Genomic DNA, 15251 nt, shown 5'->3' on the forward strand with positions numbered 1-15251 from the left:
GGACTTGGGTTGGCGACACAAGGAATAGTTGGCAAGGAATTTGAGCATGGAGCTGTCGCATTCTTTGAATTAAGCGCAGGAATGATGCTGGCCCTTTGGCCGAGAGATAGCATTTCTCATGATGTCGGCATATCAAAAGCTCCCGTCTCCCCTACAGAATTCACAATTGGCCATAACGTTACGTCCAGGGGCGAGGTCGATGCTGTGATGGCGGAAGCAAAACAGGCGGGAGCTCATATCCTGAAGCCGGCACATGAAACATTCTGGGGTGGATACGCTGGATGTTTTCAGGATCCGGATCAGCATATTTGGGAAATCGTGTGGAATCCGGATTTCCTGCCCGAAGATTGAGGCGAAACACCGTTATCAGGATGATTTCGAATAGCTGTACGGGTAGATCGAGGAGACCAGGAATCTTTACGTCAGGCTGTTTGGTTTCGTTGTTGGATTAAAGCATCAGGGCTGGTGCTCCGAAAGGCGTCTTCGGTCAAACCTCAACGCCAAGCCTGGGGCACGTTGGGATCGAGGGTGGTCATCGGCCGGAAGGTCTGCCGAAGTGCCGTGGCCGCGATGGTGTTGTTAATGGGTCAACAGGACCCGTCGGCATTGAGAAGGTCCGGCGCGCGCCGCCAGCAATCGCTCTCAAGGAAACCAGCTCCAGGCCAGCATCACCTGGTCGACTCTGGCGGTGAGCTTCTCGGTGCCGCCCACGCCCAGCCCGGCGGTGGCGGAGGGCCCGTCGTATTCCACCTCGGTATAGCGGCTGTAGGCGAAATTCAGTTCGTTGTTCGCGCGCAGCCGCCAGCTCAGACCCAGGCTGACCTGGTGAATGGCATTGGGCGTGAACATGTTCAGGCTGACCGAATTGGGCCCGTCATCACGCTGGGTCTGGTCTCCGTAGGCATAGCCGCCGCGCAGGGTCAGGGTGTCGGTGGCATCGAATGCCACCGCCGCCTTGTAGATGGTGTTCGACGCCCAGTTGAAGGCGCTGCCGTTGCCGCTGCCCAGCGGACTGCCCTGCGGATCGTTGAGCGAGTTGAGCACGCCGTTGTCCAGCGCCGGGATATCGCTGTAGCGGATGCGCTGGATGTCCAGCCCGATGGTCCAGCGCGAGTCCGGCTTGATCGCCACGCCCACGTTGTAGTTCTCGGGGAGGTCGAAGTTTCCACCGTCGGCGAGCAGTCCCTCGTAGTCGTCGAAGTCCTGCATGTAGACGCGGGACGACCAGGCCGCCCCGGCGTCCAGCCAGGGGGTGATCTCGCCGTACCAGCCGATGCGGATGCCGGCGCCCAGCGCCTCGTCGTGGCCGTTGCCGGTGAGGGCCTGCGGGTTCTGCGAAACACTTTCGAAGGCTTCCAGTCCGTAGGCCTCGAACCGCTGGTAGGTCAACAGCAGGGTGGCACCAAAGCTGTGCTTCGGCGTGGCCTGCCAGGACAGCGTGGGAGCCAGATTCACCTGGGCCAGGTCGAAGCCCACCTTGCCGCAACCCAGGAAGAAGTTGCCCGGCTGGCTGCCGCAGCGCCCGGGATTGGCGTTGGTATCGGGAATGCCGGTATTGCCGTGATATTCGGTATTCAGGCCGCCGTTGCCGTACAGGGCCACCCCCCAGGACCAGCGGTCGTTGATGCGCTTGGCAATGCCAGCCTCGGGCAGGAGGAACAGGTCGTTGTCGCTGGTGGAGGCGAAATCGTAGGGCGTGCCCGAACCGGTCCGTTCGACCCGTCGGTACGGCATGAACAGGATCAGGCCCAGGTCGACCCGGTCTTCCACGGCGGACAGCTTGGCCGGGTTGGACGCCGCGGCGAAGGCGTCCATGCCGACAGCGGTTGCCGTGCCGGCACTCTGGTTCGCATACGGCCCGTAGCCCAGAATGAAATAGCCGCCGCCGGCCCGGGCAGGCATGGCGACTCCAAGAACGATCATCGCGGCTGTGAGCACGGTGCCCGCGCGGTTCATTATCAGCATGTCGACTCCCTTTTGTTTTCAGGATGGTCACATGACCGATGCCCTGTCACCTGCCCGAAAGTGCGGCCCGTGCGGCCGGCAGGCGTCGCGAGCCGGTTCCTTCGGCTCTGGGGTGCGCCGATGCAGGGCGTCTTGAAACTGTCGCGGGCCGCCGCTATCTAACTCCCATCGCGATTTCCCGGAGACACAACCACGATGAAACGTATTCTTCTGTTCCTGGGCACCAACCTTGCCATCCTGCTGGTGCTGTCGGCCTTCATCCAGATCTTCGGGCTGGATCAGTGGTTGGCTGACAAGGGTGTCGGCAATACCACCGGGCTGTTCGTGCTGGCCACGGTGTTCGGTATGGGCGGCTCGTTCATCTCGCTGGCGATCTCCAAGTGGATGGCCAAGCGGATGATGGGGGTGCGCATCATCGAGAATCCGTCCAATGCGGCCGAGCAGTGGTTGGTGCAGACGGTGCAGCGGCAGGCCCGGGCCGCGGGCATCGGCATGCCCGAGGTGGGCGTGTTCGAGTCACCGGTGATGAACGCGTTCGCCACCGGCATGAGCCGCAATGATGCCCTCGTGGCGGTGAGCACCGGCCTGCTGCAGAACATGGACCGTGACGGTGTGGAGGCGGTACTGGCCCACGAGGTCAGCCATATCGCCAATGGCGACATGGTGACCATGGGCCTGCTTCAGGGCGTGCTGAACACGTTCGTGATCTTCTTCGCTCATATCGTGGCGCGCATGCTCATGCGTGACGAGCGCGGCGGCGGTCTGGCCTACTTCGGCGTGGTGATTGCGCTGGAAATCGTGTTCGGCCTGCTGGCAAGCATCATCGTGGCCGCGTTTTCCCGCTACCGCGAGTATCGGGCCGATGCGGGCGGCGCCCATCTGGCCAGCCGGCGCAAGATGATCAGCGCGCTGGAATCCCTGCAGAAGACCTACGGCCAGAGTGACATGCCCAAGGAAATGGCCGCGTTCGGCATTTCGGGCACGCTGGGGCAGGGGCTGAAGAAGCTGTTCGCCAGTCACCCGCCGCTGGAACAGCGGATTGCGGCGCTGAAGCAGGGTTAGCCGGAGGGACTCACGCGGGCGTTGAAGGTCGCTTAGCCGGAGCGGTCAAGCCTCGGCAGCCGGCTCGTGTACCCGACGGCCCTGGATGAAGTTGATGCCGTGCTGCCACAGCCGGGCCATGCTGTTGGCGTCCTGCACGTGGCCGGCCACGATCCTCATCCCGGCGTGCCGGGCGGCGGCGACCGCCTGGGTCAGGGCCTCGTCGCCGTCGCCAACCAGTATCTCGGTCTGGTCCGCATCCAGCCGGACGAAGCCGGCCTGCAGGTCGGCGGCCAGCGCTGCGGCTTCCGGCCGGGTGGCGTAGCCGTCCACCGCAATACCCAACCCCAGCGACCGGCAGGCCCGGGCGAGCAACTGGGCCTGGCGCGGCGCGGCTGCCACGTCGGTCTCCTGGAGCACGAGCCAGACCTGACCGGACGCGCCCTCGCGGCCGGCCGCCTGGGTGCCGAGCCATTTGGCGAAGGCCTCCGCCTGCTGCACCGACGCCGCTGATAGCGGCAGGAAGATTTCGCCTGCTGCATCGCCACGCGTGCGGGCCAGCGCCTGACCGGTCGCCCAGCGGTCGATGTCGGACAGCAGCCCGGCCGCCTCGGCCTCGTCGCGGAATTCGTCGAAGCGCAGGGCCCGTCCGTCGCCACGGTTCCAGCGCAGCAGGGCGTCGTAATACGGGCCGGCATCGCCTTCCAGACTGGTGATATCCAGATAGGCCAGAGCCAGCTGATTGTTCTCGATCGCCGCATTCAGGGCTTTGGCGCGATCCGCGGTGGGCGCCGGTCGATTGGTGTCGGCATCGGCGGCGGCGTCGCGTTTGCCAAGCATGTCGACCCGATTGCCGGTGCGATCGGACAGTTGTGTTGCCAGCCGCGCGGTCCGCAGGAAGCGCTTGGCATCATCACCGTCGGCGGCCAGCGCGGCCACCGCGATGCTGACGGTTACCGAGGCCGTCTGCTGATCCTCGCCGAAGGCTTCCCGGGCGATGGCTTCACGGATCGATTCCGCCTGTTCGGTCAGGGCGCCAGCATCCTCGCGATGCATCAGCAGCGCCAGACCCGGGGCCGCCAGCCGGAAACCGCGATCGTCCTCGGCAATCAGGCTGAGTGTGAAGGCGAATACCTCGTCGGCGATACGGTCGGCGGTGGCCGGGCCCAACCGGTCCTGCAGGCCGCCGAAATCGTCCAGGTGCAGACACAGCAGGCCCGGCGTGCCGGGGTCCCGGGGCCGCAGGGACTGGAGCGTTTGATACAGCGCCTGCCGACCGGTGGTAATCGGATCGCGTTGCACCGGCGCGGTTTCATCCGGCGGTGCGACCAGCAGTTCCACCCGGCCGGGCTGGTTGCCTGTCGTGGGCCGACAGCGCACGGCCAGTGTCACTGGAGTGTCGTCCATGCGTTGGCCGGTAATCGTGAGCAGCGACGGGGCGCTGGTGCCCTGCGCGCAGTCCTTCAACGCCTGCTTGACGGTCGGACGATCATCCGGGTGCACCAGGTCCATCAGCGGCACGCCTGCCAGTTCGTCGGTATCGGGAAAACCGAACAGGCTGGCGAACTCGGCGTTGACCTGCTCGAAGATGCCGTCGTCGATTACCGCCCGGGCCTCGCGGCTGTCGGCGATCAGCGCATCCAGGCGGCCGCGGCAATCCGCCAGCTGTGCCTGCAACACGCTGGCTTGACGCACCCGCTCGGCCTCGCGCAGATGGCGGGTCAGGACCAGCTCCAGCAGTTCGGGATCGGCGGGATCGACCACATCGCGGGCGCCGGCGCGGAGCAGGTCGGTCCGGCGTCTGGCGTCGGCCAGGGCGATCACCGGCACGCGAGGCGCGGCATTCACGCACAGCCCGAGAATCCGGTCCAGCGCCGCCGAATCGTCCGCGGCGCTGGCGATCAGTGCAGGGTCGTGATGGGTGAGCTGGTCACCCAGCTCGCCGGCCTGCTCGAGCCAGGCTACGGTGACGCTCTCGCCGGCCGCCCGGAGGGCGTTGCGCAGTGTTTCCGCGCTGTTTTCCCGCGGGGCGATCACCAGAATGGTGGTCGATGACGGGGCGGCGGACGACGCGGCACTCACGTTGCAATATCTCCCGAAGTGGCATCCATGCCGATGATGGTTTTGCTGGCCCGGCCGGCTTCCTCCAGCGCCAGATGCGGCACGAGATAGCCGGGCAGGCGGGCGGACAGTTCGCGGTAGAGCCGCTGCGCCCGCTCGCGCGGTACGTCGAAATGGGCAGCACCTCGAACCCGGTCGAGCAGATGCAGATAGTAGGGGATCACGCCCTGTGCGAACAGCCGTTCGCTCAACGTTGCCAGCACCGCCGGATCGTCGTTCACGCCGGCCAGCAACACCGCCTGGTTGAACAGGGTGGCCCCGGCGTCCTTCAGCCGGCCCAGGGCCAGCCCGGTATCGGCGTCGAGCTCCTGCGGATGATTGACGTGCACCACCACCACGGTCTGCAGTCGGGTGCTGCCCAGCCAGGTCAGCAGGGCGTCGTCCACCCGGGCGGGGATCACGATTGGCTGCCGGGTGTGCAGGCGCAGACGTTCGATATGTGGAATGCGGTCCAGGGTCCGGACCAGATCGGCCAGCTTGTGATCGGCCAGGGACAGCGGATCGCCGCCGGACAGGATGACCTCGCGGATGCTGGTGTCCGTGCGCAGCTGTTGCAGCGCGCCGCGCCACTGCTGGCGTGCCGCGTTCTCGTCGGCATACGGAAAGTGCCGGCGGAAGCAGTAACGGCAATGCACACCGCAGGAACCGGTGGCGATCAGCAGTGCCCGGCCGGCGTACTTGTGGATGATGCCGTCGCCGCGCAGGCTGGCCAGGTCGCCGACCGCATCCAGATCGTAGCCGGGGACCTCGTCGCCTTCCGCGCCCAGCGGCCAGACCTGGCGCAGCAGCGGATCGGCGGGGTCACCCCGGCGCATCCGGGCCACGAACGGGCGGGGCACCCGCAGCCGGAACAGGCCGTTCGCGGTAGCGGCGCCGGCGAGGCCGGAGGCGGGCAGATCGAGCATCGCCAGCAACTCGCGCGGATCGGTGATCGCGGTGGCCATTTCCCGCTGCCAGGGGGACGGGCTTTGGGATAGACTACGCGGCCGGCTGCCGGCGGGCGGGGCGTCTTGCATGAGCATGACGGCAGTGTAGAGCGCCGGCCGGCGTGTCTCCAAAACTTTTGTCAACGGACTACCCAAGATGGCGACTTTCAGCACCAACCAGTTCAAGGGCGGCCTCAAGATCCTGCTCGACGGCGATCCCTTCACGATTCTGGAGAACGAGTTCGTCAAGCCGGGCAAGGGGCAGGCCTTCAACCGCGTCAAGGTGCGCAACCTCAAGACCGGCCGGACCATCGAGCGCACCTTCAAGTCGGGCGACACGGTCGAGGCCGCCGACGTGATGGAACTGGATCTGCAGTTCCTCTACTCGGACGGCGAATTCTGGCATTTCATGGAGCCCAACAGCTTCGAACAGCACCAGGCCCCGGATGCCGTGGTGGGCGATGCCGGCCAGTGGCTGCGCCCGCAGGATGAATGCAAGGTCATTCTCTGGAACAACGAACCACTGTCGATCGAGGCGCCCAACTTCGTGAATCTGGCGGTCAGCCAAACCGACCCGGGCGTGCGCGGCGATACCTCCAGCGGCGGCAGCAAGCCGGCCACGCTGGAAACCGGCGCGGTGATCCGCGTGCCGCTGTTCATCGAGGAAGGCGAGGTGCTCAAGGTGGACACCCGCAAGGGCGAATACGTCTCCCGCGCCTGATTACCCGGCACCGCCGAGGGTGCCCGCCAACGCGAATCCGTCGTGACCGAACCGACCTGGCAGCCCTCCGCGACGCCGGATACCCTGCGCCGGCGCGCCCGGCTGCTGGCCGATATCCGTGCCTTCTTCGCAGGCCGTGATGTACTGGAAGCCGACGTGCCGGCGCTGTCCGCCGCCGCCGCCCAGGAACCCCAGCTGGACAGCCTGGCCTGCGGCGACGTCGGCTGGTTGCATACCTCGCCGGAATTCGGTCTCAAGCGCCTGCTGGCAGCCGGCATCGGGCCGGTCTATCAGTTATCTCACGTATTTCGGGCGGGCGAGACCGGTCGCTGGCACAACCCCGAATTCAGCATGCTGGAATGGTACCGGCCGGGCTGGGGCTATCCGGCCGTTCTGGCGGAGACCGAGGCATTGCTGGTCGAACTCGGGGCGCCGCCGCTGGCGCGAGTCGGTTTCGACGAGGTATTCACGCGCCTGACCGGCCTCGACTGGCGCCGGGCCGGCGCCGACGAACTGCAGCAGCGGGCCGCCCGGGCCGGTCTGGTCCCGGAATCCGAGCCGGCGGGCCTGGATGACGCCCGGCGGTTCGAGTTCTGGCTGGATGCCCTGGTTGGGCTGGTGCTGGGGCCGGATCTGGGCCAGTCGGCACCTTGCGCCGTCTGCGACTGGCCGCCCTCACTGGCCGGACTCACGCAGATCGGGCCGGGGGCACAGCCGGTGGCCGAGCGCTTCGAGATCTACTGGCAGGGCGTGGAGCTGGCCAACGGCGGCACCGAACTCACTGACGCCGCCACGCTGCGCGAGCGATTCGACCGGGATGCCGCCACGCGCCGGGCGCTCGGCAAGCCCTGTCCGCCGGTCGACCGGGCGCTGCCGGCCGCGATGGATGCCGGGTTACCGGACTGCGCCGGCGTGGCGCTGGGCGTGGACAGGCTGCTGGCGCTCCTGCTCGGCTTCGACTCGCTTGCGCCCGCGTTGCCCTTCGCGGCCGATCGCGCTTAGGCGCCCGGGGTCAAGTGACCCAGTGACTGTCCCATGCGCACCGGCGCGTCGGGCTTCAGATGCGACGCCCAGTCGGCGGCGCCGGCACCCAGCAGCAGGATCACGGTCGATCCCAGGTTGAACCGGCCCATTTCATCGCCGCGGCCCAGGCGGGTGGCGGTGTTCTCCACCGGCCAGTCGGTCACGCCGCCGCTGCGCCGGTGTGGCGGTGTGACCGTGCCCGACCACACGGTCTCCATGCCGCCCACGCAGAACGCGCCTACCAGCACCACGGCCATCGGCCCGGCGGCGGTATCGAACAGGCACACCAGTCGCTCGTTACGGGTGAACAGGCGGCTGATGCCGCGCACGCTCATCGGATTGACGCCGAACAACCGGCCGGGGACGTAGCGGGTCTGCCGCAGGGTGCCGGTCAGCGGCATGTGCACGCGATGGTAGTTGGTGGGCGCGAGGTAGATGGTGGCAAACCGACCACCCAGAAACGGCGCCGCGGCATCGGCGTCGCCGAGCAGTTCGGCGGCCGAGTAGGTCATGCCCTTGGCCTGAAGCAGCCGGTCGCGCTCCAGTTCGCCGAACTGGCCGAGGGTGCCGTCCACGGGGCTGGCCACGCCGGCCGGGTCCTCGGGCAGTGGCCGGGCGGCGGGTTTCAGCGCCCGGGTAAAGAAGGCGTTGAAACTCTCGTAGGCCAGCGGATCCCGCATCACCGCCTCACTCAGGTCGATCCGGAACAGCTTCATGAAGGCCCGGATCAACAGGTTCTTGAGCGGTCGGTAGCGGCTGCTGGCAATACTGTGCATCAGCCGCGAGAGCAGGCGAGTAGGAAGCAGTTGCTGGAGCAGGGCGAACGGGTGCATGGCGTGGATCGGAGTGCGAGGAAGATGACTTGCCGGCAGCGGCGAAACGGGCAGGCCCAACCGCCGAAAAGCAAGCGAAATCGGTGCATTGTGGGCGAGTTTAGCCCATAATGTGACGCCTCTGTCGCCCGCCGTCCGCGGCCTCACCGGCCCGGCGATACGGCCGGGCGGCGTTCCATTCTCCGGCCGGAAAGCATCCATGGACCCGTCTCGGCTCGCCGCGCACCTGACCACCATCCGCGACCTCATCCGCTGGGGTGGCTCGGCCTTCAATCGTGCCGGGCTGGCCTTCGGTCACGGCAGCGACAACCCGATGGACGAGGCGCGCCATCTGGTGCTGCATTCCCTGGCGTTGCCCGTCGACGTGGCCGACGATTATCTGTCCGCCCACGTGACGCCCGAGGAAGCCGAGGCGGCGCTGAATCTGCTGCAGCGGCGCATCGACGAACGCCAGCCGGCGCCGTATCTGACCGGCGAGGCCTGGTTCGCGGGGCTGCCGTTCTTCGTCGATCAGCGCGTGCTGGTGCCCCGGTCGCCGATTGCCGAGATCATCGAGGCGGAATTCCAGCCCTGGCTGGACGATCGCGAACCGCTGCGCATTCTGGACGTGGGCACCGGCAGCGGCGCCATCGCCATTGCCTGCGCGATGGCGTTTCCGGATGCCGAGGTGGTGGGCACGGATGTCAGCGAGGACGCGCTGGCGGTGGCGCGCCGCAACGCCGAGCGCCACGGGGTGTCGCCGCGCATGCGCTGGCGCATTGCCGATCTCTACGACGGGCTGGACGATGAGGCGCCGTTCGATCTGATCGTGACCAACCCGCCGTACGTCAGCGGCGAGGAGATGGACACGCTCGACCCGGAGTATCGCCACGAGCCCACGATCGCGTTCTCCGGCGGCGGTGACGGGCTGGATCTGGTCGAACGGCTGATCTTCGCCACGCCGCCGCATCTGGCGCCGGGTGGATTGTTCGTGCTGGAAGTTGGACACACCTGCTTCGCGCTGGAGCAGCGCTGGCCCGAAATGCCGATCGAATGGGTGGAACTGGAGCGCGGCGGCCTCGGCGTGGGCGTGCTCGAAGCCGACGATCTGGACGCCTGGGTGGCGCATTGCCACGAATGTGCGGCCAGCGCAACGGGGGAATAGCCCATGGCCGGTAATACCTGGGGACGCCAGTTCACGGTGACCAGCTTCGGCGAGAGCCACGGCCCGGCGATCGGCTGCGTGGTGGACGGTTGTCCGCCGGGACTGGCGCTGACGGAAAGCGATCTGCAGACCGACCTGGATCGTCGCCGGCCGGGACAGTCCCGCTACGTCACCCAGCGGCGCGAGCCCGATCAGGCCCGCATCCTGTCGGGCGTGTTCGAGGGCGAAACCACCGGCACCCCCATTGCGGTACTGATCGAGAACGAGGATCAGCGCTCCCGCGATTACGGCAAGATCCAGCAGGTGTTCCGCCCCAACCACGCGGACTACGCCTACATCCAGAAATACGGCCGGCGCGATCATCGCGGCGGCGGCCGCTCCTCGGCCCGGGAAACCGCCGTGCGGGTGGCGGCCGGGGCGATTGCCCGCAAGTATCTGCGCGAGCGCCTGGGCATCGAGATACGCGGCTGGCTGGCCCAGATGGGCGATATCCACCTGGACTGTGTGGCGCCGGACACGGTCAACGACAACCCCTTCTTCTGTCCCGACCCGGACCGGGTCGCCGAGCTGGAAGCCGCGATCAACGCGCTGCGCCGCGACGGCGATTCGATCGGCGCCCGCATCGTGGTGGAAGCCACCGGGGTGCCGCCCGGCCTGGGCGAACCGGTATTCGAGCGGCTGGACTCGGACCTGGCCGCGGCGCTGATGAGCATCAACGCGGTCAAGGGTGTGGAAATCGGCGATGGCTTCGACTGCGTGCGCCAGCGCGGCTCCGAGCATCGCGACGAACTCAGCCCGGAGGGCTTTCTCGCCAACCATTCCGGCGGCGTGGCCGGCGGCATCAGCACCGGCCAGCCGGTGCGGGCGGCGCTGGCACTCAAGCCCACCTCGAGCATCACCATCCCCGGCCGCACCGTGGATATCGCGGGCGAGGCGACCGAAATGCGCACCACCGGCCGGCACGACCCCTGTGTGGGCCTGCGGGCCACGCCCATCGCCGAGGCGATGCTGGCGCTGGTACTGATGGATCATTGGCTGCGTCACAGGGCACAGAACGCCGACGTGATACCGCCACTGCCGCCGATTCCGGGCGACGCATGACGGGCGCAACCGCCAATGGCACCTGTTGTCCGGGTGAGTCGGGTCTGACGCCAGCTGTCAATCGCTGAAGGCCGCAGGTCGGGCGTGACCGATATCCTGCCGCGGCGCCGGCTGTCCGGCTTCTATTTCTTCTGGTTCGCCGGGCTCGGGGCGTTGCTGCCCTACTGGAGCCTGTACATGCGAGACCGCGGCTTTTCCGCCGCGGCCATCGGGCTGATCTTTGGCATTCTGCTGGGCACCAAGGTGGTGGCCCCGAACGTGTGGGGCTGGGTGGTGGACCGGTACGGCGGCCGGGTGGTGGTCATCCGGCTGGCCACCGCGGGCGCCGCTCTGATGTTCCTCTGGGTGCCGTTCGTCGACGGCTTTCTGGCGCTGGCGTTGCTGATGGCCGGGTACGGGTTCTTCTCCAACGCGTCCATTCCGCAGTTCGAAGCGCTTACCTTCAATCACCTGGGTAGCCGATCGGCCGGGTACAGCCGTATCCGGTTGTGGGGATCGGTGGGATTCATCGCCTCGGTGGCGGCGCTGGGGCCGCTGGTGGATGCCGGTGGGTCAGGCCTGGTGGTGTGGTGGATGCTGGCCACGCTGGTGACGCTGTTCCTTGTCAGCCTGGCGGTGCCCGACGCACCCGGCACCCGCGAAACGTCCGGCGGCGACGCGTTGCTCACGGTACTGCGTCGCCCGCAGGTAGCCAGCCTGCTGGCAGTGTGCTTTCTGGTGCAGTTCAGTCACGGGCCCTACTACAGCTTCTTTTCCATCTATCTGGAGGACCACGGCTACGGCCGCAGCCTGATCGGCGGATTGTGGGCGCTGGGGGTGATGGCCGAGGTGCTGGTGTTCGCCTTCCTGCCGGCGGTAGTCACTCGCACCACGCTACGCCAGCTCATGCTCACTGCGGTGGGGCTGGCGGTGCTTCGCTGGTCCCTGCTGGCTGCCGCGCCCGACCGGCTGGCGATGGTGGTGCTGGTCCAGGTGCTGCACATGGCCAGTTTCGGGCTTTATCACGCCGTGGCAGTCAGCCTGATCCACCGTCTGTTCCAGGGGCCGCTCCAGGGGCGCGGGCAGGCGCTGTACAGCAGTCTGGGTTTCGGTGCTGGCGGGGCTGCCGGGGCGCTGAGCAGTGGCTTCCTGTGGGATGTACTGCCGCATCCCTGGGTTTTCGTGATGGCCGCGGCCGCCGCGGCGTTGGGCTGGTTGATTGCCTGGCTGGGGTTGCGTGGTGTGGGGATGGCATCGTCGTCGCCCTGAATCACTCGGGCTCATTCAACAGCGACAGCAGGGCCGCGGCCGCGGCGGACAGGTGACGCTCGGGATGGCGCACCGTGCCCAGGGCCCGTGTCAGTGTCACGCCGGGCAGCGTCAGTTCGCGCAGCCGGCTGTCGGCCAGCATTGCCGGGGGCAGGGCGGTCCAGCCCAGGCCGACTTCGGCCAGCATCTTCAGCGTATCCAGATTGTTGCTGTGCTGGCGGACGGTCAGATCGGCATCGTGACCGCCCACGGCCCGGCTCACGATGGCATGGGTCTGGGTGTCCGGCTCGGGCAGTAGCGCCGGCACCTCGCGAAGCTGCGCGGCCGTGACCTCGGTCTGTTGCGCCAGTGGATGATCCTCGGCCACCGCGATCACCATCGGGTCGGCCCACACGCGCTGCTGATCCAGCCCGGCAATGGGCGGATCGGGCAGGGTGACGATGGCCAGTTCCACATGGCCGCGGGCCACTGCATGGCAGGCGTCTTCCGAACCCAGGAAATGGATGTCCAGGCCCACGCCGGGGAAGGTCTTGACGTACTGCCGCAGCACCGGCGGCATCCGGTGCATGGCCACATGGTGGGACAACGCCAGTGCCAGATGACCGATCACCCGGTCGGACAGTTCATCCAGCGCCCGGCGGCCGTCCTCCAGTGCCGCCAGCATGCGCCGCGCATGGGGCAGGAACTGCCGCCCGGCATCGGTGAGAATCACCCGGCGGCCAACCCGGTCGAACAGCGCGAAGCCCAGACGCGCCTCGGCGTTGGCCAGTCGCTTGCTCACCGCCGGCTGGCTGACATGCAGCCGCTGGGCCGCCGCCCGGAAACTGCCGGTGTCGCAGATGGTCACGAAGGCTTCGATGGCGGCCAGTTGCATGCGGACGGTAGGTGAGTGTGGTGACCGAATAATACATTCCATATGCGACTTGTAAATATAAAAACAATTCATTGGAGTTATTAAACAGTCACCCCTATAGTTGCGTTCATACAAAAGACGCGACGAGGGCGTGATGAGCGGCAGAACTCTGTACGACAAGATTTGGGATGAGCACGTGGTGCGCGACAACGGCGACGGCACCGCGCTGATCTACATCGACCGGCAGATGGTCCACGAAGTGACCTCGCCGCAGGCATTCGAGGGCCTGCGGCTGGCCGGGCGTGACGTGTGGCGCCGCAGTGCAAATCTGGCGGTGCCGGATCACAACGTGCCGACCATCGACCGGCTGCGGGGCATTGCCGATCCGATTTCGCGTGCCCAGGTGGAAGCGCTGCAGGCCAACTGCGCGGATTTCGGCATCCGGTTGTTCGCGATGAACGACCCGCGCCAGGGCATCGTCCACGTGATCGGCCCCGAGCAGGGGGCGACCCAGCCGGGCATGACCATCGTCTGCGGTGATTCCCATACCTCCACGCACGGCGCCTTTGGCGCGCTGGCGTTCGGCATCGGCACCTCCGAGGTCGAGCACGCCCTGGCCACACAGACGCTGATTCAGGCCAAGGCGAAGACCATGCTCATCCGGGTGGACGGTCAGGCCGGTCCCGGCGTGACGGCCAAGGACATAATGCTGGCCATCATCGGGAAGATCGGCACCGCCGGTGGCACGGGCCACGTGCTGGAGTACGGCGGGCAGGCGATTCGAGACCTGTCGATGGAAGGCCGCATGACCCTGTGCAACATGTCGATCGAGGCCGGCGCCCGGGCCGGCATGATCGCGGTGGACGACAAGACCGTCGAATATGTGCGCGGCCGGACCTATGCGCCCGAGGGCGAGCATCAGGCGGAGGCCGAGGCCTACTGGCGCACGCTGACCAGCGACGAGGACGCGGTGTTCGATCAGACCGTGGTACTGGATGCCGCGGCGATCCGTCCGCAGGTTACCTGGGGCACCTCACCGGAGATGGTGGTGCCGGTGGACGGCGCGGTGCCCGATCCCGCGGCCTGCGATGACGCCACGCGGGCCGAATCCTGGCGACATGCGCTGACCTACATGGATCTGGCGCCCGGCATGCCGATCACCGACATCCGGCTGGACAAGGTGTTCCTGGGCTCCTGCACCAACGCACGCATCGAGGATCTGCGCGCGGCCGCGGCCGTGCTCAAGGGGCGCCGGGTGGCGGACAACATCAAGCTGGCCATGGTGGTGCCCGGTTCCGGCCTGGTGAAGCTGCAGGCTGAAAAGGAGGGGCTGGACCAGGTGTTCATCGACGCCGGTTTCGAATGGCGTGATGCGGGCTGCTCGATGTGTCTGGGCATGAACCCCGACCAGCTTTCGCCGGGCGAGCGCTGCGCCTCGACTTCGAATCGCAACTTCGAGGGTCGGCAGGGGCAGGGTGGTCGCACCCATCTGGTCAGCCCGGCGATGGCCGCTGCGGCGGCGGTGGCGGGGCATTTTGTGGACGTCCGAGACATTTGAACGGAAGCCGCGTCAGCATTTCCGTTTGCGACCGTCGCCGTTTGATCCTGCCAGGATAGAGACTCATGCAAGCATTCACGACACACGAAGGCATCATGGCGCCGCTGGATCGCGGCAACGTGGACACCGACGCCATCATTCCCAAGCAGTATCTGAAATCGATCAAGCGCACCGGTTTCGGGCCGCATCTGTTCGATGACTGGCGTTACCGGGATCCGGGTGGGCTGGACGTGGACCCGGCCACACGCCGGCCCAATACGGATTTCCTGCTCAATCAGCCGGCCTACCGCGACGCCAGCATCCTGCTGGCACGCGACAACTTCGGCTGCGGCTCCTCGCGCGAGCATGCGGTGTGGGCGCTGTCGGATGCCGGTTTCCGGGTGGTGATCGCCCCGAGCTTTGCCGATATATTCTTCAACAATTGCTTCAAGAATGGCGTTTTACCGATTGTTCTGGATCACCAGAACATGGATGCACTTTTCGAGGTGGCCGCCCGGGACGCGCCCGCGATGGCTCGGGTGGATCTGTTGGCGCAGACCGTGCGGGCCGGCGGCGTCGAGTACCCGTTCGAGATCGACGCCTACCGTCGCCACAACATGCTGGAAGGGCTGGACGATATCGGCCTCACCCTGAAGCATGCGGAGACCATCCGCGGCTATGAACAGGCCCGGCGCGACGCCAAACCCTGGTTGTTCCGCGAACTTTGAGCGGCAACGA

The 15251-nt window shown here is 66.8% G+C and carries 14 protein-coding genes; 9 read left to right on the forward strand and 5 right to left on the reverse strand.

The genetic code is table 11. From position 1 onward, the window contains the following. Positions 1-351, forward strand: a 351-nt coding sequence (locus RM532_RS11030; RefSeq protein WP_311653384.1) for a VOC family protein, incomplete at its 5' end; no start/stop codon positions are given. Between the two features lie 291 nt (positions 352-642). Here RM532_RS11030 and RM532_RS11035 read toward each other — a convergent pair. Next, positions 643-1965: an OmpP1/FadL family transporter gene (locus RM532_RS11035; RefSeq protein ID WP_311653385.1), complete on the reverse strand. Its 1323-nt coding sequence runs from the start codon at positions 1963-1965 to the stop codon at positions 643-645. A 195-nt stretch (positions 1966-2160) separates the two neighbouring features. Here RM532_RS11035 and htpX point away from each other — a divergent pair, with 195 nt between their 5' ends. After that, entirely contained in the window at positions 2161-3027 is an 867-nt protein-coding gene (gene htpX, locus RM532_RS11040) for a protease HtpX (protein WP_311653386.1), read from the forward strand. Between the two features lie 45 nt (positions 3028-3072). Here the strand turns inward: htpX and RM532_RS11045 are convergent, their stop codons facing one another. Together RM532_RS11045 and epmB are read right to left on the reverse strand one after the other, a co-directional pair. Then, positions 3073-5088, reverse strand: coding sequence for an EAL domain-containing protein (locus RM532_RS11045; RefSeq protein ID WP_311653387.1), 2016 nt, complete (start codon positions 5086-5088; stop codon positions 3073-3075). Then, positions 5085-6149 carry an EF-P beta-lysylation protein EpmB gene (gene epmB, locus RM532_RS11050; RefSeq protein ID WP_423246894.1) on the reverse strand — a complete coding sequence of 355 codons (1065 nt, stop codon included), beginning with the start codon at positions 6147-6149 and terminating at the stop codon, positions 5085-5087. The genes RM532_RS11045 and epmB overlap by 4 nt, the downstream gene beginning before the upstream one ends. A 61-nt stretch (positions 6150-6210) precedes the next feature. On the opposite strand from epmB, the gene efp reads away from it, so the two are divergent. Both efp and epmA read left to right on the forward strand, forming a co-directional pair. Continuing rightward, on the forward strand, positions 6211-6774 hold the full coding sequence (efp, locus tag RM532_RS11055; RefSeq protein WP_311653389.1) for an elongation factor P: 564 nt from the start codon (positions 6211-6213) through the stop codon (positions 6772-6774). Between the two features lie 42 nt (positions 6775-6816). Continuing rightward, positions 6817-7776: an EF-P lysine aminoacylase EpmA gene (epmA, locus tag RM532_RS11060; RefSeq protein ID WP_311653390.1), complete on the forward strand. Its 960-nt coding sequence runs from the start codon at positions 6817-6819 to the stop codon at positions 7774-7776. Here epmA and asd read toward each other — a convergent pair. Continuing rightward, positions 7773-8630, reverse strand: coding sequence for an archaetidylserine decarboxylase (asd, locus tag RM532_RS11065; protein WP_311653391.1), 858 nt, complete (start codon positions 8628-8630; stop codon positions 7773-7775). The two genes, epmA and asd, sit on opposite strands and share 4 nt — an antisense overlap. Positions 8631-8829: 199 nt before the next feature. Between asd and prmB the strand changes: the two genes are divergently transcribed. From prmB to RM532_RS11080, 3 genes are all read left to right on the forward strand, one after another. Continuing rightward, the gene (gene prmB / locus RM532_RS11070; RefSeq protein WP_311653392.1) at positions 8830-9774 is read left to right on the forward strand and encodes a 50S ribosomal protein L3 N(5)-glutamine methyltransferase; all 945 of its coding nucleotides are present in this window, start codon (positions 8830-8832) and stop codon (positions 9772-9774) included. Positions 9775-9777: 3 nt separating this feature from the next. Next, positions 9778-10875, forward strand: coding sequence for a chorismate synthase (gene aroC / locus RM532_RS11075; RefSeq protein ID WP_311653393.1), 1098 nt, complete (start codon positions 9778-9780; stop codon positions 10873-10875). An 84-nt stretch (positions 10876-10959) separates the two neighbouring features. Beyond that, positions 10960-12123 carry an MFS transporter gene (locus tag RM532_RS11080; protein WP_311653394.1) on the forward strand — a complete coding sequence of 388 codons (1164 nt, stop codon included), beginning with the start codon at positions 10960-10962 and terminating at the stop codon, positions 12121-12123. Position 12124: 1 nt separating this feature from the next. Here RM532_RS11080 and RM532_RS11085 read toward each other — a convergent pair whose 3' ends face one another. Further along, entirely contained in the window at positions 12125-12997 is an 873-nt protein-coding gene (locus tag RM532_RS11085; protein ID WP_311653395.1) for a LysR family transcriptional regulator, read from the reverse strand. 133 nt (positions 12998-13130) lie between these two features. Here RM532_RS11085 and leuC point away from each other — a divergent pair, with 133 nt between their 5' ends. Together leuC and leuD are read left to right on the forward strand one after the other, a co-directional pair. Next, positions 13131-14534, forward strand: coding sequence for a 3-isopropylmalate dehydratase large subunit (gene leuC / locus RM532_RS11090; protein ID WP_311653396.1), 1404 nt, complete (start codon positions 13131-13133; stop codon positions 14532-14534). A gap of 65 nt (positions 14535-14599) precedes the next feature. Next, entirely contained in the window at positions 14600-15241 is a 642-nt protein-coding gene (gene leuD / locus RM532_RS11095; RefSeq protein ID WP_311653397.1) for a 3-isopropylmalate dehydratase small subunit, read from the forward strand. Positions 15242-15251: the final 10 nt, after the last annotated feature.

The sequence above is a fragment of the Spectribacter hydrogenoxidans genome, assembly GCF_031846275.1.
GTDB lineage: Bacteria > Pseudomonadota > Gammaproteobacteria > Nevskiales > Salinisphaeraceae > Spectribacter > Spectribacter hydrogenoxidans.